This is a genomic window from Spiroplasma endosymbiont of Lasioglossum malachurum, from assembly GCF_964020065.1.
Lineage (GTDB): Bacteria > Bacillota_I > Bacilli_A > Mycoplasmatales > VBWQ01 > Spiroplasma_E.
The window spans coordinates 1,158,357-1,181,947 of sequence record NZ_OZ026534.1; the positions used below are offsets into that span (position 1 = coordinate 1,158,357).

25 protein-coding genes are annotated in these 23,591 nt (G+C 23.4%); 17 read left to right on the forward strand and 8 right to left on the reverse strand.

Translation table 4 applies throughout. The annotated features are described in order from the left end of the window. Window positions 1-40: 40 nt before the first annotated feature. From ychF to AACK95_RS06260, 3 genes are all read right to left on the reverse strand, one after another. On the reverse strand, window positions 41-1,138 hold the full coding sequence (ychF, locus tag AACK95_RS06250; RefSeq protein ID WP_338980015.1) for a redox-regulated ATPase YchF: 1,098 nt from the start codon (window positions 1,136-1,138) through the stop codon (window positions 41-43). 82 nt (window positions 1,139-1,220) lie between these two features. After that, the gene (locus tag AACK95_RS06255) at window positions 1,221-2,705 is read right to left on the reverse strand and encodes a hypothetical protein (protein ID WP_338980017.1); all 1,485 of its coding nucleotides are present in this window, start codon (window positions 2,703-2,705) and stop codon (window positions 1,221-1,223) included. Window positions 2,706-2,956: 251 nt separating this feature from the next. After that, window positions 2,957-3,832 carry a hypothetical protein gene (locus AACK95_RS06260; protein WP_338980018.1) on the reverse strand — a complete coding sequence of 292 codons (876 nt, stop codon included), beginning with the start codon at window positions 3,830-3,832 and terminating at the stop codon, window positions 2,957-2,959. A 171-nt stretch (window positions 3,833-4,003) separates the two neighbouring features. On the opposite strand from AACK95_RS06260, the gene AACK95_RS06265 reads away from it, so the two are divergent. The 6 genes from AACK95_RS06265 (at window position 4,004) to AACK95_RS06290 (ending at window position 8,593) form a co-directional block, all read left to right on the forward strand. Beyond that, window positions 4,004-4,954, forward strand: coding sequence for an IS30 family transposase (locus AACK95_RS06265; protein WP_338980019.1), 951 nt, complete (start codon window positions 4,004-4,006; stop codon window positions 4,952-4,954). A gap of 74 nt (window positions 4,955-5,028) precedes the next feature. Beyond that, on the forward strand, window positions 5,029-5,355 hold the full coding sequence (locus tag AACK95_RS06270; protein WP_338980020.1) for a hypothetical protein: 327 nt from the start codon (window positions 5,029-5,031) through the stop codon (window positions 5,353-5,355). Window positions 5,356-5,756: 401 nt separating this feature from the next. Then, entirely contained in the window at window positions 5,757-6,299 is a 543-nt protein-coding gene (locus tag AACK95_RS06275) for a hypothetical protein (RefSeq protein ID WP_338980021.1), read from the forward strand. Between the two features lie 106 nt (window positions 6,300-6,405). Next, window positions 6,406-7,362, forward strand: a complete 957-nt coding sequence (locus AACK95_RS06280) for an SGNH/GDSL hydrolase family protein (RefSeq protein ID WP_338980022.1) — start codon at window positions 6,406-6,408, stop codon at window positions 7,360-7,362. Window positions 7,363-7,418: 56 nt separating this feature from the next. Beyond that, window positions 7,419-7,682 carry a hypothetical protein gene (locus AACK95_RS06285; protein ID WP_338980024.1) on the forward strand — a complete coding sequence of 88 codons (264 nt, stop codon included), beginning with the start codon at window positions 7,419-7,421 and terminating at the stop codon, window positions 7,680-7,682. A 98-nt stretch (window positions 7,683-7,780) separates the two neighbouring features. After that, a complete protein-coding gene (locus tag AACK95_RS06290; RefSeq protein WP_338980026.1) occupies window positions 7,781-8,593 on the forward strand; it encodes a hypothetical protein in 813 nt (270 codons plus the stop codon). Window positions 8,594-8,603: 10 nt separating this feature from the next. Here the strand turns inward: AACK95_RS06290 and AACK95_RS06295 are convergent, their stop codons facing one another. Both AACK95_RS06295 and AACK95_RS06300 read right to left on the reverse strand, forming a co-directional pair. After that, entirely contained in the window at window positions 8,604-8,834 is a 231-nt protein-coding gene (locus AACK95_RS06295) for a hypothetical protein (RefSeq protein WP_338980027.1), read from the reverse strand. 98 nt (window positions 8,835-8,932) lie between these two features. Further along, window positions 8,933-9,883 (reverse strand): IS30 family transposase, encoded by a 951-nt coding sequence (locus AACK95_RS06300; protein WP_338981068.1) that lies wholly within the window; start codon window positions 9,881-9,883, stop codon window positions 8,933-8,935. 282 nt (window positions 9,884-10,165) lie between these two features. Here AACK95_RS06300 and hprK point away from each other — a divergent pair, with 282 nt between their 5' ends. From hprK to AACK95_RS06350, 10 genes are all read left to right on the forward strand, one after another. Then, a complete protein-coding gene (gene hprK, locus AACK95_RS06305) occupies window positions 10,166-11,113 on the forward strand; it encodes an HPr(Ser) kinase/phosphatase (RefSeq protein ID WP_338980028.1) in 948 nt (315 codons plus the stop codon). A gap of 32 nt (window positions 11,114-11,145) precedes the next feature. Beyond that, complete coding sequence (locus AACK95_RS06310; RefSeq protein ID WP_338980030.1) at window positions 11,146-12,348, forward strand: prolipoprotein diacylglyceryl transferase; 1,203 nt, start codon at window positions 11,146-11,148, stop codon at window positions 12,346-12,348. Further along, on the forward strand, window positions 12,332-13,297 hold the full coding sequence (gene trxB, locus AACK95_RS06315) for a thioredoxin-disulfide reductase (RefSeq protein WP_338980032.1): 966 nt from the start codon (window positions 12,332-12,334) through the stop codon (window positions 13,295-13,297). Before AACK95_RS06310 ends, trxB begins: the two co-directional genes overlap by 17 nt. 23 nt (window positions 13,298-13,320) lie before the next feature. Next, window positions 13,321-14,268: a DNA-binding protein WhiA gene (whiA, locus tag AACK95_RS06320; RefSeq protein ID WP_338980034.1), complete on the forward strand. Its 948-nt coding sequence runs from the start codon at window positions 13,321-13,323 to the stop codon at window positions 14,266-14,268. A gap of 34 nt (window positions 14,269-14,302) precedes the next feature. Continuing rightward, entirely contained in the window at window positions 14,303-14,599 is a 297-nt protein-coding gene (locus AACK95_RS06325; RefSeq protein ID WP_338980035.1) for a helix-turn-helix transcriptional regulator, read from the forward strand. 236 nt (window positions 14,600-14,835) lie between these two features. Beyond that, entirely contained in the window at window positions 14,836-15,294 is a 459-nt protein-coding gene (locus AACK95_RS06330) for a hypothetical protein (RefSeq protein ID WP_338980037.1), read from the forward strand. An 8-nt stretch (window positions 15,295-15,302) separates the two neighbouring features. Beyond that, the gene (gene tyrS, locus AACK95_RS06335) at window positions 15,303-16,919 is read left to right on the forward strand and encodes a tyrosine--tRNA ligase (RefSeq protein WP_338980039.1); all 1,617 of its coding nucleotides are present in this window, start codon (window positions 15,303-15,305) and stop codon (window positions 16,917-16,919) included. A gap of 16 nt (window positions 16,920-16,935) precedes the next feature. Next, entirely contained in the window at window positions 16,936-18,012 is a 1,077-nt protein-coding gene (locus tag AACK95_RS06340) for a hypothetical protein (RefSeq protein WP_338980040.1), read from the forward strand. Window positions 18,013-18,200: 188 nt separating this feature from the next. Next, window positions 18,201-18,716, forward strand: a complete 516-nt coding sequence (locus tag AACK95_RS06345) for a hypothetical protein (RefSeq protein WP_338980042.1) — start codon at window positions 18,201-18,203, stop codon at window positions 18,714-18,716. Window positions 18,717-18,773: 57 nt separating this feature from the next. Beyond that, entirely contained in the window at window positions 18,774-20,012 is a 1,239-nt protein-coding gene (locus AACK95_RS06350; protein WP_338981070.1) for an IS256 family transposase, read from the forward strand. A gap of 150 nt (window positions 20,013-20,162) precedes the next feature. On the opposite strand, the gene AACK95_RS06355 is transcribed toward AACK95_RS06350, so the two are convergent. From AACK95_RS06355 to AACK95_RS06365, 3 genes are all read right to left on the reverse strand, one after another. Then, window positions 20,163-20,504 carry a hypothetical protein gene (locus tag AACK95_RS06355; protein ID WP_338980043.1) on the reverse strand — a complete coding sequence of 114 codons (342 nt, stop codon included), beginning with the start codon at window positions 20,502-20,504 and terminating at the stop codon, window positions 20,163-20,165. Between the two features lie 234 nt (window positions 20,505-20,738). Next, on the reverse strand, window positions 20,739-21,350 hold the full coding sequence (rpsD, locus tag AACK95_RS06360) for a 30S ribosomal protein S4 (RefSeq protein ID WP_174480874.1): 612 nt from the start codon (window positions 21,348-21,350) through the stop codon (window positions 20,739-20,741). Between the two features lie 579 nt (window positions 21,351-21,929). Then, window positions 21,930-22,643 carry an IS30 family transposase gene (locus tag AACK95_RS06365; RefSeq protein ID WP_338980044.1) on the reverse strand — a complete coding sequence of 238 codons (714 nt, stop codon included), beginning with the start codon at window positions 22,641-22,643 and terminating at the stop codon, window positions 21,930-21,932. A gap of 505 nt (window positions 22,644-23,148) precedes the next feature. Here AACK95_RS06365 and rplM point away from each other — a divergent pair. Continuing rightward, window positions 23,149-23,583 carry a 50S ribosomal protein L13 gene (gene rplM / locus AACK95_RS06370; protein WP_338980046.1) on the forward strand — a complete coding sequence of 145 codons (435 nt, stop codon included), beginning with the start codon at window positions 23,149-23,151 and terminating at the stop codon, window positions 23,581-23,583. Window positions 23,584-23,591: the final 8 nt, after the last annotated feature.

Consider the following 23,591-nt stretch of genomic DNA (forward strand, 5'->3'; position numbering starts at 1 on the left):
ACAAAACTATAACCTTTTTATAATTAATATTATCTTAAAACTAAACATTAAAAAGGAAATGACAAATATCACCATCTTCAACTATATAATTTTTACCTTCAACTCTCATTTTTCCCTTTTCCTGAACATTTTTTTCACTACCCAATAATTCTATATCTTGATAATTATAAACTTTAAGTCTAATAAAACCTTTCATGAAATCTGTATGAATGATACCAGCACACTCTGGTGCTTTCATTCCTTTAATAAAAGTTCAAGCATGAACTTCTTTGGATCCAACAGTAAAATAAGTACCTAAATTTAATAGTTTATAAGTTGCTAATACAATTTGATCAATTCCTGATTCAAAAATATTTAACTCTTTAAACATTTCTTTTTTTTCTTCTGCTTCTAATTCAGAAAGTTCACATTCTGTCTTAGCACAAACAACAATTACAGTAATATTTTTTTTGCTCATATATTGTTGTAATTGTTCAACATATTTATTGGTTTTAGTTATTAAATCTTTTTCATTAATATTAGCAATAACAATTATTGGTTTAGCAGTTAAAAAATTATAAGGTTTAATCATTAGTAATTCTTCTGAACTTAACTTTTGATTACGAATAGCAACACCATTGTTTAATTCATTATTAATTTTTTCTAATAAAGCTACCTCAGCAATACCTTGTTTATCTCTAGTTATTTGCGATTTTTTACGAACTTTTTCTTTTCGTTTACTTATTACTTCTTGATCAGCTAACATTAATTCCAATTCAATAATTTCAAAATCATTAATTGGATCAATTTTATTTTCAACATGACTAACATTAATATCATCAAAACAACGAATAACTTCGCATATTGCATCAACTGTTCTAATATTAGCAAGAAATTGATTACCTAATCCTTCACCTTTACTAGCACCTTTGACAAGTCCGGCAATATCATGTAATTCTAAAATTGTTGGTACAACTTTTTGTGGATTAAAGATTTTTATTAAATTTAAAATTTTTGAATCATTGACTGGAACGCTACCAATATTTGGTTTTATAGTAGCGAAAGGATAATTTTCAATTAATACTTGTGAATTGGTAATGGCTTTAAATAATGTTGATTTACCTACATTAGGTAAACCAACGATACCAGCAGTTAACATATAATATACACCTGTTTCTTTTACTTATATGATTACATCGTATCATATAAATTATAAAGAAAAATATAAAATTAATTATCAATTAAGAAAAATTTAATTTTGAAGTTGATTTAGATGGTAATGGTACAGTATTTACTAAATTATTAGATTCATTAATAGTATTACCAGCAAGTTCTTCATCATCGCTTTCATCATCAAAAGGATTTGTACTAACTGGTTTAGGAGTAATCTGACCAGAACAAATGCCACTATCACTAGATGCTGTTCTAGTAAGACAATGATTAAATTCTTGACGAGATGATTCAGTACTGCTTTCTAAATCACTATACTGTGGAAAACTATAACTATTAAGTTCTCTTAATATTTTATCGATATCAATAATAGAATAATCATTTTCTTCAAATTCAGAAGAAAGTGAACTTATCGCACTATCAGTACTATTTGAACGTGATAATTTAGGTTTTTTTTCAATTATTCATTCATCTCAAGGCTCAGATGTTGGTAATAGTTCTGGTATACTTTGTCTTTGATAAGGTACGCTTATTTCATCTATTGATGTTTTATTATCATTTAAATTTACAATTAAAGTTCCAAAATTTTTTGTATTATTTTCTTTAACTGTCTTAATAGCTATTTTTGTTTTTTTTCATGTTCAAGATATTTTATTTATTATTTTCTGTCATCAACTAAGTTTTTTAAATTTTGTTTTTGATAATTCTACTAAAGATTTTTTACAATTTTCAATGTCAATATCTTTAATATTATTAATTTTATTTAAAGACACTGTTTTATAATCATCAAAATTATTATAACCACTATATATTTTTAACTTATTTTTAATAATTTGATAGTTTTTATCTCAATACAAATATTTTTTCATATCTGAAGGTGTATCTTCGGTAACTCGATCATAATATCTAATAAAAGTTATATAATCATTATAAAACAATGAATTTTCTACTTTTTGGGCACTTAATTTAAAAATTTTATCTTTAATATTAACTAATTGTTCATTAAGTTGTTCAATATCTAATTTTAATTTTGCTATTACTCGTTGATTTTGAAATTGAACATTTAAATTTGTATGATTACTTAATGTTTCCCATTCTTGTTTTTTAGTTTGTAAAAGATTAAGAATACTATTGTGTAAGTCACGTAAATCATTAGCTACGGTTCTGATCTTACTATTAACTACTACTACTGAATTTCTTATCTTGCTAACCTCTTCTTTTATGGCTGCTAATCTTTTTTTTGCAATTGAACTATCTCTATTAATTTTAAAATTAATTGCAGATGTTTGTTTCTTATAATTACCTAAAAAATTTGAATGATAACTAATATCAAATATAACACTTGTTTTATTTACATTTTCTTTTAAACTTTTAATTTTTTCTTTACTATTTTCAGTAAAATCAAACGTTAAAATATTATTACAAATAACATATCTTAAATCTTCATTATTTCTTAAATGTTCTAAATGTATCAATTGACCTTCTTCTATTAACTGCTTATCATTCATTATTTCTTTATCAATAATCTCTAATAATTTTTCTTTAATTTTTTGCAAATTAATTTCTCATTCTCAATAATTAAAAGAATTTTGGTTATTAACTTTTACAAAACCTAAAATTGGATCATTAATTTTTTTAAGTTTTTCCAGTAATAATAATACATATTCTGGTATTGTTTTATCTTTTCAAGTTATATAATCATTTATTAATGTTTGTGAATCAATGATTTCTTCTTGACTTAGGAAGTTTAGATTTTCTTTAGAAAAAGTAAAATTAAATGATTTACAATTATTAATTGTAATATCTCTTATTTTATAGTCTCATGTTTTTTTGAATTTAAATATTGAATAATAACAGTAAAATTATCTCTATTTTTTTGTAAAACCTTAAAATAGACTAATTCATTTTCTTTAATAGCATCAATATTAACCAAACTTTTAACTGCAATAATATCATTAACTTCTCATTTACCTAAATTTATTTTTGCTCTTTCTTCTAAAATTTGAAATACATCAGATAATTCTTTTTGAAAACCTTCTGATAGTTTCTGATTTGTTTTTAATATATTATTAGCTTTCATAAGTTTTAATTTTGCTATATTATGACTATCATTGTCTTTAAGAATATTAGTTTGTAATATTTGTTCTTCTAATAAAAAGTGTTCTTCTAAACTAAATTTAGGTAAAATTTCTTGTTTTTCACTAGGAAAATAAACATTTACTAATTCATTAATTAATGTAGTAAAATCATACGATTTTCAAAATTTAACCCTTAAATCTTCTAATTCTTGTTTATATACTTTAAATTCTTTACTATTTTTTACAGACTTTGATAATTTTATTTCTAAATCATTGCTTAATCATACAAATTGTGAAAAAGATCCTTCATAATCTGAAAAGTTTAATAGAGAAAGATAAACTTTTGCCATATGTTCTTCATCAATAATAATTTCTTGTCCTAAAAGTTTATTCATTTCTATTTTTTTAAAGTTATCTAAAAGATTTAATAATTTAGAAACAATATAAACTGGTCTACTCTGAAATTCAATTGGTAATAACTTATATATTCCAACAAACTCAGAAAAATTATCATTTAGTAAATTATCAATTTCAGCAATTGAACCAATAGGAGGAGAAATGTTATCTGGATTTTTACTTTTTACATATCTCTCAATATTTTGCATTGAAAGAAGTGAAAATGAATTATGTACCTGATAAAAAACATCACTTGCTATTAAATATTCTTTACTTGCTGAATTATACTTGTAAGTGCAAGTAAATAAAATTGCAAAAAATTCTCATATAAAAATTTCATAATGCTAAATTTAGTTTAGAAAAAAGTAAGGAGTTTTTATATGAGTTATAAACATCTTGGCATAGATGAAAGGATTTATATTGAGAATCAATTGAAATTTAAATTTAAAATTAGTGAAATAGTTAAAAATCTTAATCGAAGTATTAGTACTATTATTCGAGAAATTAATAGAAATAAAGATAATAATCATTATTTTTCATTAATTGCACAAAATAAAGCTGAAAATCGAAAACAATCACATATTAGTTTTCATAAGTTTAAAAATAAGAATTTAGTAAAATATGTAAAACAAAAATTACTATTAGGTTGATCACCTGAACAAATTTATGGCAGAATTAAAAATTTTCATAAAGAGTGAGTTATTAGTTTTAAAACAATTTATACTTGAATTTATTTTGGAATGCTTGATAAAGTTACTAGTAAAAATTTAAGAAGAAAAGGTAAAAAACGAAAATCTAAAGAAAATCGTGGCAAGTTTAATGGTAAATCAATTAAAGAACGAGATATAAATGTTAATGATCGTATAACACTTGGTCATTGAGAAGGAGATACTATAGTATCATCAAGAGGCAAAAGCAAATCATGTTTAATAACTTTAGTTGAAAGAGTATCACGATTTACTTTAGCAATATTAGCTAAAAACAGAACTACTAAAGTTATTAATAAAAATGTCAGTTATTATTTATCAATTCTTCCTAAAAACATTGTTAAAACTATTACTTTTGATCGTGGCAAAGAATTTTCAAATTGACAACAACTTGAAAAAAATTTAGATGTAAAAATTTATTTTGTCAATCCATATTCACCTTGACAAAGAGGTACTAATGAAAATACTAATGGTTTAATTAGAGAAAAATTTCCTAAAAAATTTATTTTTTCAAAAACTAATAAAAATGAAGTTCATAAATTTATATTGTCTTTAAATCAAAGACCGAGAAAAATATTAAATTATCTTTCACCAATCGAATATTTGGATAGAAAAATAATTTAGTTGCACTTACCTTTACAATTTAGCAAAATTTAAAAATAATGGAAAAACAGTATCAATGAATGCAAAAATTTTTAGTGAAAGTAAAAGATGAAGTATTTAATGATGAAAGAAAAGAACTTGAATTTCTTTCTTTTAAGTTTGAAAAAGAAAATTTTTTTCCATGAGATAAAGAACTAGAGTTTGAATTACTTGAATTTACTTTAATGTGTGAGGAACAAAAACAGAAGGAAAAGGGTAAACTTATTGATAAAATTACAGCATTAAAAATAGAATTAAATTGTAAATTAAGTAGTAAAAAATGAGAATTAAAAGAAAAATTATATAAAATTAATAATCAACAAGAAATTATTTTAAATTTTCATAATAATAGTCTTAAAAAATTAGAAGTTTTTCAAAAATAGAAAACAAGTAAGATTTTTAAATTTAAAAGTAAATTAGTTAAGTTTTTCATTTTTGGTTATTATAATTTTGAAATAAGATTAGTTAATAGAATAGAATGTGAAAAAGTTGTTTTAAATAATCAAAAAGAGCAACTTTATAAAATTGGATTAAAAATTTGTAATATCAAAAAAAGTTTGAATAAAGTTGAAATAAAAATTAGAAAAAAAAGACAAAGACTTAATTTATTTAAAGAAAATATTGTCTCTCTTGTTAAGGAAATAAATTCAATTAATGTACAAAATACTGAAATTTCAACAAACAATAGATTAATAACACAACTATAGTTATTCTTTTTATTTGTAATCTAAAATTGGAGAAAATTATTTCCATTTATATGATAAAATCTTACTTATATATAGACATGAAAGGATTTGTCACTTTGGAAAAAAGAGTATATTTTTTAAAGTTTAATAAAAAAATTCTTAAAATGGATTTAATAAGTTTTGAAACTGGTTTAATAGGTATTTTTTTGGGAATTCTAAGTATTTTAGCATTACAACCTTTTTGAGATAATGATAAAGCATCACTTTGAATAACTGTTGTTGCAATTTTTTTTGATATTACTAGTTTTACTTTAGCTTTTCTACCTTTTTTCTTAATGTTCCGTTTAATTAGATTAAAGAAAACTTTGATAAAACAAAATATGAAATTATATCGAAAAGATCAATTTAGTATTTCGCTTGATTTTATTAGTTTTTGTTTAGGTATTATTGGAACAAGTTGCGAAATTATTAGTGTTATTGTGCTTTTACCTCAATTTAATGATAATAAAGTTTTTTCATATCAAATTACTATTGTTGCTGTTGTTTTAAATATTATTAGTTGTATTACTTGTTTAATGACAACATTAATTACTATTAATATTATTAAAGATTATAAACAAAGAGGAAATTCTATTATTTAAATATGATAATGTCCACTTTTAGCATAATTATTTTTTGTACTATGACAAGCTAAATCAATTATGTTAAGATATTTTCAGTTTAAGTTTATTGTTAGAAGGAGAAGTCATGAATGATAATGAAAAAATAAAAGGTAATTTTTATGTTCTAGGAGATAGTTTATCAGACACAGGAGCATTAGTAAGTGGTTTTACAGATCTTTTTAAGCATTTAAAAATACCTAAAATAGTTAAAATGTTACCACCATTTTATAAAAATTCTTTTTCTAATGGTCCTGTGGCAGCACAAATTATTGCCGATTATTTGCATATAAATTTAACTTCTGCTTGAAGATTTGACCTTTTTTTATTTGCTGATGAGCAAATTGGTAATAATTATGCAGTTAGTGGAGCTTTAGCTAGTAGAAAAAAAGAATTAACAGTAGAAAGTTTTGTTATTAATCATTTTGATATTATTCATCAAGTAGATGCTTTAATTAGTCAGCATCATATTAATAGCAATGATATAATTTTAGTAGAGTTTGGTGGTAATGATATTTTATATGCTTTTAAACAATCATTATTAAACGACCAAGAAGAAATTATTAATAAAGCAGTTGAGTTAATAAAAAATGCTTTAACTAAATTGATAAATAAGGGTGCTCAACGTATTTTATTATGTAATGTTCCTAATATGAGTATTATCCCTTTATTTAAAAATAAAGAAAAAGATAAGGAACGTATTTTAAATTTAACTACTAATTTTAATAAAATGTTAGATAGTGTTATTGAAGAATTAAATAAAAATAAAAAAAATATTATTAAATATGATATGTTTGCAGCGATAACAAATGCTATTAATAAGTTTAAAAGTTTGAATATTAATAACAATATTATTGATGCAGCAGTTACTACTGATTTTAGTGAAATAATTAATAATGGTATTATTGTTCCTCATTTCAATGAAGGTGTTAATGAAGAAAATATTAATAATTATTTCTTTTTTGATAGCATTCACCCTAATAAATGAGCACATAATATTATGGCTCAAGAATTAATTAAATTAATAAATGATAATAAGAATTAATTAGAAATATTTATTTATAAGAGTTATAATTTTGTTATAAAGGAAAAAAAATAAATATGAAAAAAGAATGAGTTAAATTAATTAAAGTAGACTTTATGCATGGTGTTGAAGAACCTTGATGTAATAACAAAGGTGTTGCAATATTACCATTTATAATTAAAGATGATGGTAGTCGTTATTTTATGCAAACATGTGAGAGTAATCCTTTATTTAATAAAAATAAGTTGGGTAAATATAGTTCAATTACTGGTGGAGTGGAAAATAATAATCCTTTGGAAACAGTTTATAATGAAATGAGAGAAGAAACTGGTATTTTTTAACAAAAGATACACCTATTTACTTTTTAGGTACTCATTATGCTTCAAAAATAAGCACTAAAGTATGATATTATTATGCAATTGATTTAACTGCACTTAATTTGGATATTAATGATAAATATTATGGTGTTGGTGATGGAACAATAGGAGAAAATAGTTTATATAGTAAATTTATTCCTGAAACAGAATTACGGTTTTCAAACGATTCTTTTTCTCTGACAATTTATGGTAAGTTATTCAATTCTATAAGTCACAATTGTTTTAAAAACATTAATTTTAAAACATTATTATTAAACAATTATTGCGATTCAAAAGCAGAAATATTTAATTCTGCAACTAATAATAATTTGAAGAGAAATATTTTTATTTCGGGTATAGCTAATAATTATGAAGAATTTGGTACTATAAAGAAAAGTAAAAAATTTGTATTTGATTTATCAAATTTCTTATGTAAAGAAAATAAGAAAATAATAAATGCATTTGGAATCGGCGTTGGTGATGAAATAGTAAGTGGTGCTGTTAAGTATGCTAAAGAAAATAGTATTGTTTTGGATAAAATTCTTGATGTATGACCATTTCCGCAACAACTTAAAAAAAGTTGACCAGAATATCGTAATCAGTTAATAGATAAAGCAGACATTGTACTATTTATTTTTGGTAATAAAATGGATGAAAATAATAATATTGTTTTATCAAAAGGTGTATTAAATGAATTTGAAATTGCTAGAAATAAAAATAAAATAATAATTCCTATAGTTTCAACTGGTTATGCTGCTAAAGAAATATTTATAAAAATAGAAAATGATATAGAAAATTTTAAATATTTAAAAGATTATTTACATGTTCTTAAGAATGAAAAAAATGCTGCAAAGATAGTTAAAACTATTATTCAAATTTTAGATAATATTAACTAGTAATATTTATTTATATTTTATTTCTTGGTGGTAATTGTGGAGGCGTACCACTTCCAATTGGACTTAGTTGTCCTAAATAATTAATAAAATGATAATCTCATTTTTCAGAAACTAAATCACCAGTATTTTTTTCATTTTTATTTTTATCAATAGTTTCATAAATATGATTTAAATTTTGATTGATAGATGATGAGATAATATTTTTTAATACTAATTCAAAAGGAATATAGTTGCTATTCATAAAAAGTTAACACCAATTTCTAATATTTTAATTTTTAACAATTTTTAAAAAATTATATCATAATAATTTTGTTTGCTAAATTGTAAAGGTAAGTGCAACTAAATTATTTTTCTATCCAAATATTCGATTGGTGAAAGATAATTTAATATTTTTCTCGGTCTTTGATTTAAAGACAATATAAATTTATGAACTTCATTTTTATTAGTTTTTGAAAAAATAAATTTTTTAGGAAATTTTTCTCTAATTAAACCATTAGTATTTTCATTAGTACCTCTTTGTCAAGGTGAATATGGATTGGCAAAATAAATTTTTACATCTAAATTTTTTTCAAGTTGTTGTCAATTTGAAAATTCTTTGCCACGATCAAAAGTAATAGTTTTAACAATGTTTTTAGGAAGAATTGATAAATAATAACTGACATTTTTATTAATAACTTTAGTAGTTCTGTTTTTAACTAATATTGCTAAAGTAAATCGTGATACTCTTTCAACTAAAGTTATTAAACATGATTTGCTTTTGCCTCTTGATGATACTATAGTATCTCCTTCTCAATGACCAAGTGTTATACGATCATTAACATTTATATCTCGTTCTTTAATTGATTTACCATTAAACTTGCCACGATTTTCTTTAGATTTTCGTTTTTTACCTTTTCTTCTTAAATTTTTACTAGTAACTTTATCAAGCATTCCAAAATAAATTCAAGTATAAATTGTTTTAAAACTAATAACTCACTCTTTATGAAAATTTTTAATTCTGCCATAAATTTGTTCAGGTGATCAACCTAATAGTAATTTTTGTTGTACATATTTTACTAAATTCTTATTTTTAAACTTATGAAAACTAATATGTGATTGTTTTCGATTTTCAGCTTTATTTTGTGCAATTAATGAAAAATAATGATTATTATCTTTATTTCTATTAATTTCTCGAATAATAGTACTAATACTTCGATTAAGATTTTTAGCTATTTTACTAATTTTAAATTTAAATTTCAATTGATTCTCAATATAAATCCTTTCATCTATGCCAAGATATTTATAACTAATATAAAAACTCCTTACTTTTTTCTAAACTAAATTTAGCATTATGAAATTTTTATATGAGAATTTTTTGCAATTTTATTTACTTGCACTTACAAGTATAATTCAGCATTTGATAATGAAATGTTTAATAATTTTTTATTATATTATTCAATAGTTTTTTTAATGTTTTTAGAAACTTATGTATATTTTTTGTTAATAATAAACTTTCTGTTGATATATTATATATAATTATATTATGTTTAAAATTAATCAAAAATTTTAATTATAAAAGGTAGGAAATTAAGTATGGAAAACCTTAGTGTTGGCGAAATAATAACAAAATTTAATTTAACAATTTTATATATTAATCCCAAAATTCCAATTGAAAAAAGAATTATTACTAATATTGGTACTAATCGTGGTGGTTTAGAGTTAACAGGATTTAAAACTAAACAAATCTCACGTAGTCGTCGTATAATTTTATTAAGCAGTAAAGAAAGCGAATATATTTCTTCTTTACCAAAAACAGAATTTAAGAACCATTTTAGTAATATTTTAGAAGATCATATTCCTGCTATTTTTGTAACACCTAATTTTAAATTTAAAAAAGAATTATGTGACTGTGCTAAAGCGATTAATTCAACAGTTCCAATTATTGAAGTATTATTTTTTACTTCTGAATTTGCAGCAACAGTTTCTACGTATATTGTTGAACGTTTATCTGAATCTAAACGTTTACATGGTACTCTAGTAAATATTTTTGGTTATGGTATCCTAATTACAGGTGAAAGTGGTATTGGTAAATCAGAAACAACATTAGATTTATTACGTAATGGGCACTTATTTGTTGGCGATGATAGTATTGATATTTTAAAAGTCAACAATAAAATTGTAGGAAAAGTTAATCCGATTATTAAAAATTTAATTGAAATTAGAGGAATAGGTATCCTAGATATTACCAAAATGTATGGATATCATGTTATAATGCATGAGAGTCAAGTAAATTTAATTATTAATTTAATTAGAATTGAAAATGATGGTTGAACTAAAGTTGATCGACTTGGTGAATATAATAACTTTGATGTTTTTTTTGAAATTAAAGTGCCTAAAATAATTATTCCTGTTAGTCCAGGAAGAAATTTAGCTGATTTAATTGAAGCAGCAGTTATTAGTTTAAAGTTAAAAGATGAAGGTCAAGACGCTACTGCTAGTTTTCAAAAACAAATAATTAGAAATTTAACAAAAAAGAAATAATTTAATTATTAAATTATCAAAAAGGAAAAAATATGATTAATGATGATGGATACAATAGTTTAATTACCGATATTCCGGGAACGGGAATTCATATTTATTCAGTATTAATGGCAATAGGTTTTTTAACTGCTGTCATTGCTTCATGAATAAAATTATATCGTCGTAATATTCCAACTAAAACTTTAGAATGAGGAACATTAGTTATTGCATTAGCAGGATTAATAGGAGCAAGAGCATGATATGTTCTTAATAATACTAGCACAATTGAAAATGCACTTGATGTAGTTGCCGTTTGAAGAGGTGGTATGGCAATTGAAGGAGGCGTTACAATTGGAATGATAGTAGGGTTCTTTATTTTTTATCGTACTTCAAAACAGTTACAAATTTCAATGTGAGTTTTTATTGATTGTATTGTTCCAAATATTTTATTAGGTCAAGCGATTGGTAGATGAGGTAATTTTTTTAATCAAGAATTACTAGGAACTGATGTTGGTCATCCTTTCAGTTGATTACCAACATGAATAAATAATCATTTACATTATGGTTTTAATAGCGATAATCGAGATCCTGTTGCTGTTTATCGTCAACCTTTATTTTTATATGAGTCATTATCTTTATTATTTGCTTGATTCTTTTTAACGTTTTTTGTACCAAAAACAGGACAAATATTTAGTAAAAAACCATGAAAATTAGATTCTTCGCAATTTATTTCGCCTTTAAAGACTAATCCAATTGTTGGAAAAGATTTTTTAAAACCTTGAACGGTTATTAAAAAAATTCATGGATATCGTAAATTTAAATATGAAAGTTGAAAACAAGCATATTTTGATTTTACACCCAATAAGAATAGTGTTAAAAGTGTTGAAAAAATACCTTGAAAAGATGTTAAAACACATTCAAAACTTAAATCAAAGATAAAAAAATGATATTTAAAGATTAAATATAATATGCAACCACATTCTAAATCTTTAAATACTATGTATAATCCTAATAATTATCGAGTAACGTATGCAGGAGTATCAGGTAGTTTATACTTTGTCTTTTATGGTATTATTAGAATAATTTTAGAACCACTTCGTGATAATAGAGACATTATGAAAATAGCCAATGTTTCAACTTCAATGATAGTTTCTGGAATGTGAATTATTTTAGGTGTTATTTTAGTAATATTTGCACAAATTATTGCACCATCAAGATTTCGTAAAGGAGAATGATTATATGAAAAATCATACTAATAAAGAAAATAAATATAATTATGATTTAGTAGTTATTGGTGGCGGTCCAACAGGAATGACAGCTGCTATTTATGCACAAAGAGCAAATCTTAAAACTGTGATTATTGAAAAATATATTGTTGGTGGAAAAATGATTAAAACTTCTGAAATTGAAAATTATCCAGGTTATGATTATATTTTAGGGCCTGAATTATCAGAAAAAATGCAAAAGCAAGTTGAGAAACTACAAGTTGAATTTGTTACTGATGAGGTTATTAAAATTACAGATAGTGAAAATCATAAAATTAAAACAGTCCTTTTAAGTAGTGGTGATGTTCTTATTGCTAAAGGAGTAATTATAGCTACTGGTTCATTAGAACGTAAAATTGGTGTTCCTGGTGAAGAAGAATATGCTAATCGTGGTGTTTCTTATTGTGCTGTTTGTGATGGTGCTTTATTTAAGAATAAAATTATTAGTGTAGTTGGCGGTGGTTATGCTGCTTGTGAAGAATCTTTATATTTAACAAGATTTACTAATAAAGTTAATCTTATTCATCGTCGTGATCAATTTCGTGCTGATGATAAAACCGTTAATAAAGTTAAAAATAATGAAAATATTAATTTAATAACTGATTATGTTGTATTAAAAGTATTAGGTACTGAGGATAAGAAAAAAGTAGGTAAATTAGAAATTCAAAATATTAAAACTAAGGAAATTAGTGAAATTACTACTGATGCCTTATTTCCTTATATTGGTTCTGATCCTGTTACAAAATTTGTTAAAGATTTAGATATTTGTGATAGCAATGGTTATATTATAGTTAATGATAAGTGTCAAACTAAAATCCCAGGATTATATGCAGCTGGTGATGTAATTGCTAAAAATTTAAGACAAATAGTAACTGCTGTTAACGATGGAGCGATTGCAGCACAATATTTAATAAATTTTATTGATAATTTTAATGAATAAAGTGTACAATTGAGGTGATAGTAATGATATCATTTACAACAAGTGTAAAAGATGAAATCTGTCAAAAAAGTTTTAAAAATTGTTGTCAGAAATCTTTGCTATCAGCATATTCGCTTATTAATGGTAAGATTACAAATTCAGATAAAATAAATAATGAGATTATTATTCATAGTTTTCATAACAAAACCACTAGGTTAATATATAAATTTTTAAAAAATCAATATAAAGATGTAAAATTGATAGTTATGGTGGATGTTTTAAATAAATTTGAGCGTCCAAAGGTGTATAATATTCGTATTAATAATAAAATTGATTTTATTATTAATGATTTAATGCTTCAAGATAAATATCTTTTTATTGAGAAAGAAGCTATGCACCACCATATAATAAAAGAGCATTGTATAAGAGCGTATATCGCAGGAATCTTCCTTGTAGTTGGCAGTATCAATTCTCCTTCAACACCTAACTACCATTTGGAATTACAATTTCATAATGATATGTTGGCTAAAAAAATTAAAAATATTTTATTACAAATTTTTAAATTAAACTTTAAAACAATAAAACGTCGTAATAAAATGGTGCTTTATCTAAAAAAATCTAATGTAATTTCTGACTTTTTAAAAATAATTGATTGTCCACAAGCAGTTTTCGCTTTTGAAGATAAACGCATTTCACGAGAATTATTTAATAATATTAATCGTTTTAATAATATTGATATTTCTAATCAACAAAAAATTTTAAATGCTGGAAATCAGCAAGTTATAATGATTTCTTTTTTAAAGGATAAAAAATTTTTCAAAGCGTTGTCATTAAAAGCTCAAATTATTTCAAATTTAAGATTAAAAAATCCTGAAGCATCACTTTCAGAATTGGGTGAACTTTACTATCAAGAAACTGGTTTTGTCATTACTAAGTCTGGGGTTAATCATTTAATTCGCGAAATTAAGAAAAAGTATCAAGAAACATTGTAAGTTAATAATAAAAAGTATATGAGGAGGCCATACAATGAAAAAGAAAGAAATTTTAAGCAAAGGTCGTCAAGATTTATTGAATGCTTTTGGAAAACGAATGAAAACTTTACGTAATCAAAAAGGTAGAAAATTTTCACAAGAGAAACTTGGAGAAGCAAGCGGCCTACATCGTAATTATATTTCTGATGCTGAAAGAGGAACAAGAAACGTATCTTTAGTTGCAATCTTAAAAATAATTAATGGGTTGGATTCATCTATTAGTGAGTTTTTTGCTGTAGGGTTTGATAATATTGATGCTTCAAATTTATATGACACATTTAGTGTTGAATAAAATCAATTTAATACACTTTTAGTAGTACTTTATAAATAAGTACTACTTTTTTATTATTTTATTTTTTATTAAAAATAAATTTGAGAAAAGTATTAGTACTTTTTATAAAATTAATTGATATTCACTAGTAATTTTTTTATCTTAATGAAGATTATGAAAATTATTCACTTTATATTAGGAATAATTAATCATTAAAATGTTATAATTTAATTATTGATTATCATTAAGGAGTTATTATGACAATAGAAAATACAGAAGTTAAAATTGAAAATGTTACTACTAATGTTGATAATGCTAAAAAAGAACCTTATCAGTTAAGTAGTATTATTTCACCTATATTTGGTCTTAATCATCAAAAAATAACTACGATTCCAATTAATATTAAAAAAGCTGATAGCAGTTCTAGCACTATTGAGCAATATGTTGATAAAAAAACTAAAGAAAATATTTTTCGTGAAAAAGAAGTAGCGTATAATAATTCTAGTAATCTTGATAATACTAGAATTGCACAAATTAAAAAAAATAGAGAACAACAACAAATATATGATAGTTTACCATCGCGCTATCTAGAATTTTGCGATAAAATATTTAAAGAAACTACATCTATTAATTACAATAATGCAAGTAATAATAACGATACAGTTATTACAACTATTGATTTGTTAGTTGATGATATTTTAGATGAAAATAAATAGGAGATGCTATGAATAATATAATAAAATCCAATATTATTGACGAATTAAAATTACGTAATATCTTAAAAGATATTAGTAGCATAGATAAAGTAATTAATGCAGGAAAATTAGGAAAAGGAATATATTGTGGTTTTGATCCAAGTAATGATTCATTACATTTGGGTAATTTACTACAAATTATTTTATTGCATCGTTTTGCTATATTTGGTTTTCAACCAATTGCTGTTATTGGTGGTACAACGGCAATGATTGGTGATCCAAGTGGTAAAAATAAAGAACGTAATTTATTAGATGAAAATGTGTTACAAACTAATGTTAGAAAAATAAAAGAGCAGTTAGTGACATTATTAAGTTATGAAAATATTGATAATTTAACATCATTAGAATTAATTAAAACATGTAATTTATTAAATGATAAAGAATATGAAACATTAGAGATGATTATTAAAAGTATTAATCCAAATAATCAATATCAACAGACTTTAAGTAGTATTTTAGAAACATTGCCCTTACCTTGAGAAGAATTAGGATTATCAGCATCATTACTAAAAACTTTATATGAAATTTGTAATTTTGATCAAAAGTGAATTACTATGAAAAGTGATTTAAATAATCTTTCCTTTAAACAATTGTTAAATTATTGTGATAGTTATGTAGAAACTTGAATTACATTTTTAAAATTACCATTGGGAACATTAAACAATAAAATTAAACCAATTAAAATTATTAATAATCAAACATGATTAGACCCACTAACAATTACAACTTTTTTGCGTGATATTGGTAAGCATTTTAATGTTAATCAAATGTTAGGCAAAGAAATGATTGCTAATCGTTTAAATTCTGGAATTTCTTATACTGAATTTTCTTATATGGTATTACAAGCGTATGATTTTTATCATTTATATGAAAAAGAGCAATGTTATATTCAATCTGGTGGTAGTGATCAATGAGGAAATATTACTTCCGGTTTAGATTTAATTAGAAAACAAAAAGGTGATGAACATCATGCTGCCGGTATTACTATTAATTTATTAACTAAATCTAATGGTGAAAAATTTGGTAAAAGCGAAAAAGGTGCTATATTTTTAAATAGTGAAAAAACTTCGCCTTATGAGTTATATCAATTTTTATTTAATCAAGAAGATAAAGATTTGCCTACTTTTTTTAATTCTTTAACTTTATTTAGTGAAGAACAAATAGCAAAAATTTTAGTAATTCATAACAGTGATGTTAAGCAACATTATGGACAAAAGATTTTAGCAGCTTTATTAACAGTATTTATTCATAAATTAAATGGATATTTTAGTGCTATTAATATTACTAATGCTTTTTTCCACGACCGGATTCATCAAATGAAATCATCTGAGATTTTACAGGTTTTAAAAGATGTACCACATTTTAATCTTAATCATAATGAACAAATAATTGATTTTTTAGTTAATAATCAAATTTGTAATTCAAAAAGAATAGCAAGAGAACTAATTATTCAAGGTTCAATTGTTGTTAATGGTGAAAAAATTACCAATATAAATTTTCTTATTAGTAAAAAAAACGCAATTAATAATCAAGTAACAGTTATTAAAAAAGGTAAGCGTCATTATTTTATAGTTGTTCATAAATAAGGAAGGGTATTTAAATATGATATTTATTAATGTTTCTCCATTATTATGGGATATTATTATTTTTGCTATTATTATTTTTGGTATTGTTACTGGCTTTTTTATTGGGGGAAGAGCATTAACATTTATTAGCGCTGGTAATTTACTTAGTATTGGTTTAATGTTGGCATTTAAACCAATGTTAATAGATTCTTTTAAAAATATGGTATCACCATGGTTTAGTGACCTTAGCGGTAGTTTTGCTTCATTTAAGAATTTATTAACTGATAATATTGGATTTTTGATATATGCTATTGTTTGAATTATTGGTATTAATATTTTATTTTGAATAATCTATATTATTTTATATTTTGTACTTTTTAATAAAAATAAAATTGAACACAAAGCAATAAATGCTACAGCGGGAATTTTAATTAATTTTATTAGAATGAGTATTTTAGGTAGTATCATAATAATTATGATGGGTACTAGTGTTTTCGGTAATAAATTATTAAGTTATGGTGTTATTAAAAATGAAATACCAACAACTTCTGTTACTCATAAAATATTTAGTAGTATTGATAATAATCTTCCTTTTTTAAATGTTAATGTAACAGAAATTAACACTGTTATTGATTTATATCAAAATAGTGAAACATTAAAGCAGAGTATAAATGAATTAAAAAATAATACAACTTATGAGGAATGTTACAGTACTGTTGAAAAGTTAAAAATGATAGGTATATTAAGAGTAGATGAAACCGATAAAATTGCTAATGCTCTAAAAGAAATGGAATCAACAGGTGATATCAATGCTAATAAAAAAATAATTATAGAACTCTTGCAACAACACGGAGTTGATAATTTTTTAGATATTAATTATATGGTATTAGTTTTTAATGCTTATGCTAATATACTTAATTTATATTCGGAAGTAGTACAAATATTTGATAATAATTTAAAAGATATGCCAAGAATAGATACTACACTTCCAAAAAATATGGGTCGTTATAATCTTTTAAAGCCTAAAATTTCTGCTTTTACTAATTCAATTAAAGATGTAATAGTAAGAGAACATATTATTCAAAATTTAAAAAATATTTATAATCCGTTTTAATAAAAATAAAAAAATAGTTGAGGAATTTAATTTTTACTTATAACTGGAGTAGTAATTTTTCTTTGTGTTTTAAAAAAAATATGATATTATTACCTAGTAATTTAATAAATGTTCTTTCCTAGTATAGATATTTTCTATATTAGGATTTTTATTAAGTTAATTTTAATAAGCAAAGGAAGATAAAGAATATGTTAGATGATTTATTAAGAAAAACATTAGAAAACACACCTAAAGAATATAAGAAAAATATGATTGACAGTTTCAGAATAAATATAGGTAAATTAATTAATAATATTAATGAATATATAGACGTTGAAGAGAAAATTTATAATGCAGAAAGTAAAGCAGGATATTCTGTTTCTTATAATCCTTTTTATATGTCACTTCAACATCGAATTAATATCCAACTATTAAAAGAAATAGTAAATGCTCTTAATAATGTTGATGAATTAGAAAAGTTTAAAAAATTAGAAGAAATATATAAAGAATTAGTTACTAGAAAAGAAGAAATTGAAACACCAAATTCAAGATGAAAGAATGCTAATAAATATAAAGAACCTAATAATCCTGACTTACAAACAAGAATTAATCAAATTTTAGAAAATGGTCCATTAACAAGACAACAAAATTTTATTGATGCAGCAAATCAAGAACATATTCCTAATAAGGTAATGTTTAGTAATCTGTGTAACTTACAAAAATAACTATGTTTAATTAATTCTAGTAAATATAATTAAATGACTAGAAAGAGTGAGTTACAGATGGCTAAAAAAGATAACTTTAATAATAATGATCCAATATCAAAAGCAGTAGATTTATTATTAGAAAATACTGAAGATTTAACAACAGTTTTTAAAGAAGAGGGTTTATATAAAGAATTAACAAAACGTTTAGTTGAAAAAATGTTGAATTCTGAGATGCAAAATTATTTAGGATATGAAAAAAATCAACATAGTAATAATGACAATGCTCGTAATGGTATAAGTTCAAAAAAATTAATAACTCAACAAGATAAAATTGAGATTGATGTACCACGAGATCGTAATAGTAATTTTACTCCTGTAATAGTGCCAAAAAGACAGAGAAGATTTGATGGTTTTGATCAACAAGTTCTTTCCTTATATGCAAAAGGTATGACATTATCAGATATTAGAATGCAGTTACAAGAGTTATATCATGGTGCTGATATTAGTGAAAGTGTTATTAGTCAAATTACTGATGATGTGATTGATGATGTCAAAGCATGACAAAATAGACCATTAGAAGGCATTTATCCCATTGTTTATTTTGATTGTATAGTAGTTAAAGTACGACAAGATAAACGCATTATTAACAAATCAGTTTATATAGCTTTAGGTGTTGATTTAGAAGGTAAAAAAGATGTTTTAGGTTTATGAATTAGTGAAAATGAAGGCGCTAAATTTTGATTAGCAAATTTCACAGAAATGAAAAATCGTGGCTTAAATGATATTCTTATTGCTTGTAGTGACAACTTAACAGGCATGTCAGAAGCAATACAATCAGTTTATCCTAAAACTGAACATCAATTATGTATAGTTCATCAAATCAGAAATAGTTTAAAATATGTTTCATACAAACATCGAAAATCACTAGTTACAGATTTAAAGCCAATTTATAATGCATGTAGTGAAGAACAAGCAATGCAAGCTTTAGAATCATTTGAAAGTAAATGAAATAAACACTATCCTCAAATTGCTAAATCTTGATATAAAAATTGAGATAATTTAATGATTTTTATTAGTTATCCTCCAAAAATCAAAAGAGTGATTTATACTACAAATTCTATTGAATCTGTTAATAGTCAATTACGAAAAGTTATCAGAAATAAAAAAGTTTTTCCAAATGATATGGCAGTTTTCAAAATATTTTACTTAGCAATTGAAAATATAACAAAAAAATGAATAATGCCCATTCAAAATTGAAATACAGCAATTGCTCATTTTATGATAAAATTTGAAGACAGAATTAATCTGAACTAGTACTTTGCAAAACAAAGATACACAGATTATTAAAAAACCTCCCTAATAATGGTAATGGTTCAAATAGTTTTCATAATGTTATATAATATGAACCTATATTAAGTTCATTATTTATAGAGAACATATAAAAGTTACCCTTTGGGGTAACTTTTACAATATTTTATTTTTTATTAAATCAATAGTATTTTCTACTTGTTTATTATTACTTTCTTTTTTGTCTTTTGTCTTAATAAATCGATAAGTACTAATGATTAAAAAACCTATATAAATTAAATAAGATATCGTTAATACTGATATTAGTAAAATATTATCATAATAATTTTTAGTAAAAAATGAAAATATGTTACTAAAAATTAAAGGAATTATAGCTATTCATAAAATTAAATATTTCTTTTTGTTTTTACTAATTCCTAATCAGCCAATAGCTGTTATGATAACAGCTATCACAAAAGTAATACTAACTATTTTTTCAGAAATTTCATTTTTAATCATTTTTATTCTTCCTTTACTCATCTATAATTAACATTATATCATTTAATTTAATTGACATAGTAGTTGTAGAAAATTAATTGTTACTTTTGTTTTAAGGAAATTGATTAATAGATAATTAATTTATATTTTATTTTTTCAAAAATAAAAAAAATAATAAATGCTTTTATTGATATTTACCATCTAAAAAATAAATCTGTTATCAATTGATAACAGATTTTAAATTAATTATTAATTTTAAGCACGTCCATATGATTCAACAACTAATGCTTCATTAATATCAGTATTTAGTTCGTCACGTAGTGGATGACGTACATATGTACCAATAAATGTTTTTTTATTGAATTCAATAAATGGTAATGTTGAAGCATTAGCGCTTAATGCTTCAATAATTTTTGCATTTTTTTGTGCTTTTTCAGTAATAGTAATTTTATCTCCTATTTTAACACGATATGAAGGAATATTAACTTTTTTACCATTAACTAAAACATGACCATGATTTACTAATTGACGAGCACCTTTTCTTGTTAAAGATAAACCTAAACGAAAAACAATATTATCTAATCTTGATTCTAAGAATACCAACAAGTTAGTACCAGTAACACCATGAGTTTTTTTTGATTCATCAAATAAATTTTTCATTTGACGAGCATTTAAACCATAAGTGAAACGAATTTTTTGTTTTTCTTGTAATTGTAATCCATAGTTAGAAAGTTTAATTCTTTTTTGACCGTGTTGTCCAGGAGCGAATGTTCGCTTTTTTCCTTTTGCAAATTCTTTACCAGATTCAAGAATTGAGAAGTTTAATCTTCTTGATTTTCTAAAAACCGGACCAGTATATCTTGACATAATAAAAACCTCCTTGGAATGTATACAAACACAAAGAGACTTTAATAAGTTCTCATTAAGATAGTTTACAATTCGCCAGAACAGCACTGGTTACTATTAAGATTAATAGAAAATTCTACTAATAAAAAGAATAATCTTTGAGGGTAAACTATTTGCAACTTAATAATACTTATTTGCTGCTTTCGTGAATGCTTGTTAATTATAGGATAAGTAATGTTATTTGTCAAATATTATTTTTCATTTTTGCAATTAAATATCATTAAATTTTAGTTATTATTTTTTTAAAAAATAATTTAAATTTATATAATAAAATTTAGTGCTAAATTGTAAAGGTAAGTGCAACTAAATTATTTTTCTATCCAAATATTCGATTGGTGAAAGATAATTTAATATTTTTCTCGGTCTTTGATTTAAAGACAATATAAATTTATGAACTTCATTTTTATTAGTTTTTGAAAAAATAAATTTTTTAGGAAATTTTTCTCTAATTAAACCATTAGTATTTTCATTAGTACCTCTTTGTCAAGGTGAATATGGATTGGCAAAATAAATTTTTACATCTAAATTTTTTTCAAGTTGTTATCAATTTGAAAATTCTTTGCCACGATCAAAAGTAATAGTTTTAACAATGTTTTTAGGAAGAATTGATAAATAATAACTGACATTTTTATTAATAACTTTAGTAGTTCTTTTTTTAACTAATATTGCTAAAGTAAATCGTGATACTCTTTCAACTAAAGTTATTAAACATGATTTGCTTTTGCCTCTTGATGATACTATAGTATCTCCTTCTCAATGACCAAGTGTTATACGATCATTAACATCTATATCTCATTCTTTAATTGATTTACCATTAAACTTGCCACGATTTTCTTTAGATTTTCGTTTTTTACCTTTTCTTCTTAAATTTTTACTAGTAACTTTATCAAGCATTCCAAAATAAATTCAAGTATAAATTATTTTAAAACTAATAACTCACTCTTTATGAAAATTTTTAATTCTGCCATAAATTTGTTCAGGTGATCAACCTAATAGTAATTTTTGTTGTACATATTTTACTAAATTCTTATTTTTAAACTTATGAAAACTAATATGTGATTGTTTTCGATTTTCAGCTTTATTTTGTGCAATTAATGAAAAATAATGATTATTATCTTTATTTCTATTAATTTCTCGAATAATAGTACTAATACTTCGATTAAGATTTTTAGCTATTTCACTAATTTTAAATTTAAATTTCAATTGATTCTCAATATAAATCCTTTCATCTATGCCAAGATGTTTATAACTCATATAAAAACTCCTTACTTTTTTCTAAACTAAATTTAGCATTATGAAATTTTTATATGAGAATTTTTTGCAATTTTATTTACTTGCACTTACAAGTATAATTCAGCATTCTCCTTTTAATTTATTTTTAGTTTTTAATTTATTGTTTAAATAATAATATATTTTGGTATATATTTTTTAATTTGTATTTTTGTAGAATTAAATTAAGACTTATTTAAAATACTTTTTAAATAAGTCTTAATTTAAGTTTATAATTGAAAAAAATAATATATAATAAAAAAATGTTTAATGTAATTATTTTTAGAAAATAATACTATATTTTTAAAAAATAAATATTTTTATAAGAGTTAGTTATAACTTTTAATTATTTATTTTGTAATCGATAATTTTGTGTAAAAATAATTATTAAATCTTTGATAATACTTGTTTTTTTAAATAAGTTTCTATATAATTATTAATGCTTTAAGCAATGTAGTCCCGGTAAAAATTACACTGTAAGGAGAAAAAAATGCGTCAAACAACAATGAATTTCAGTAACATTGAAAAAAAGTGATATGTTATTGATGCCAGTGGTTTAATTTTAGGACGTCTTGCAACTAAAGTTGCAATGATATTGCGTGGTAAAAATAAACCTTCATTTACACCACATTTAGATTGTGGAGATTATATCATTATTATTAATGCAAACAAAATTAAATTAACAGGTAATAAATTACAAGATAAGAAGTATTATAACCATTCACAATATCCTGGTGGATTACGTGTACGTAATGCACAAAGTATGATTGCTAAAGATGCTTCTGAATTAGTAGAGATAGCGATTAAAGGTATGCTACCAAATACTACCTTAGGTCGTAAGCAATTTACACATCTTCATGTTTATAACCATGATCAACATCAACATCAAGCCCAAAACCCCGAAGTTTTAATATTAGGCCAATAGGAGTAGAC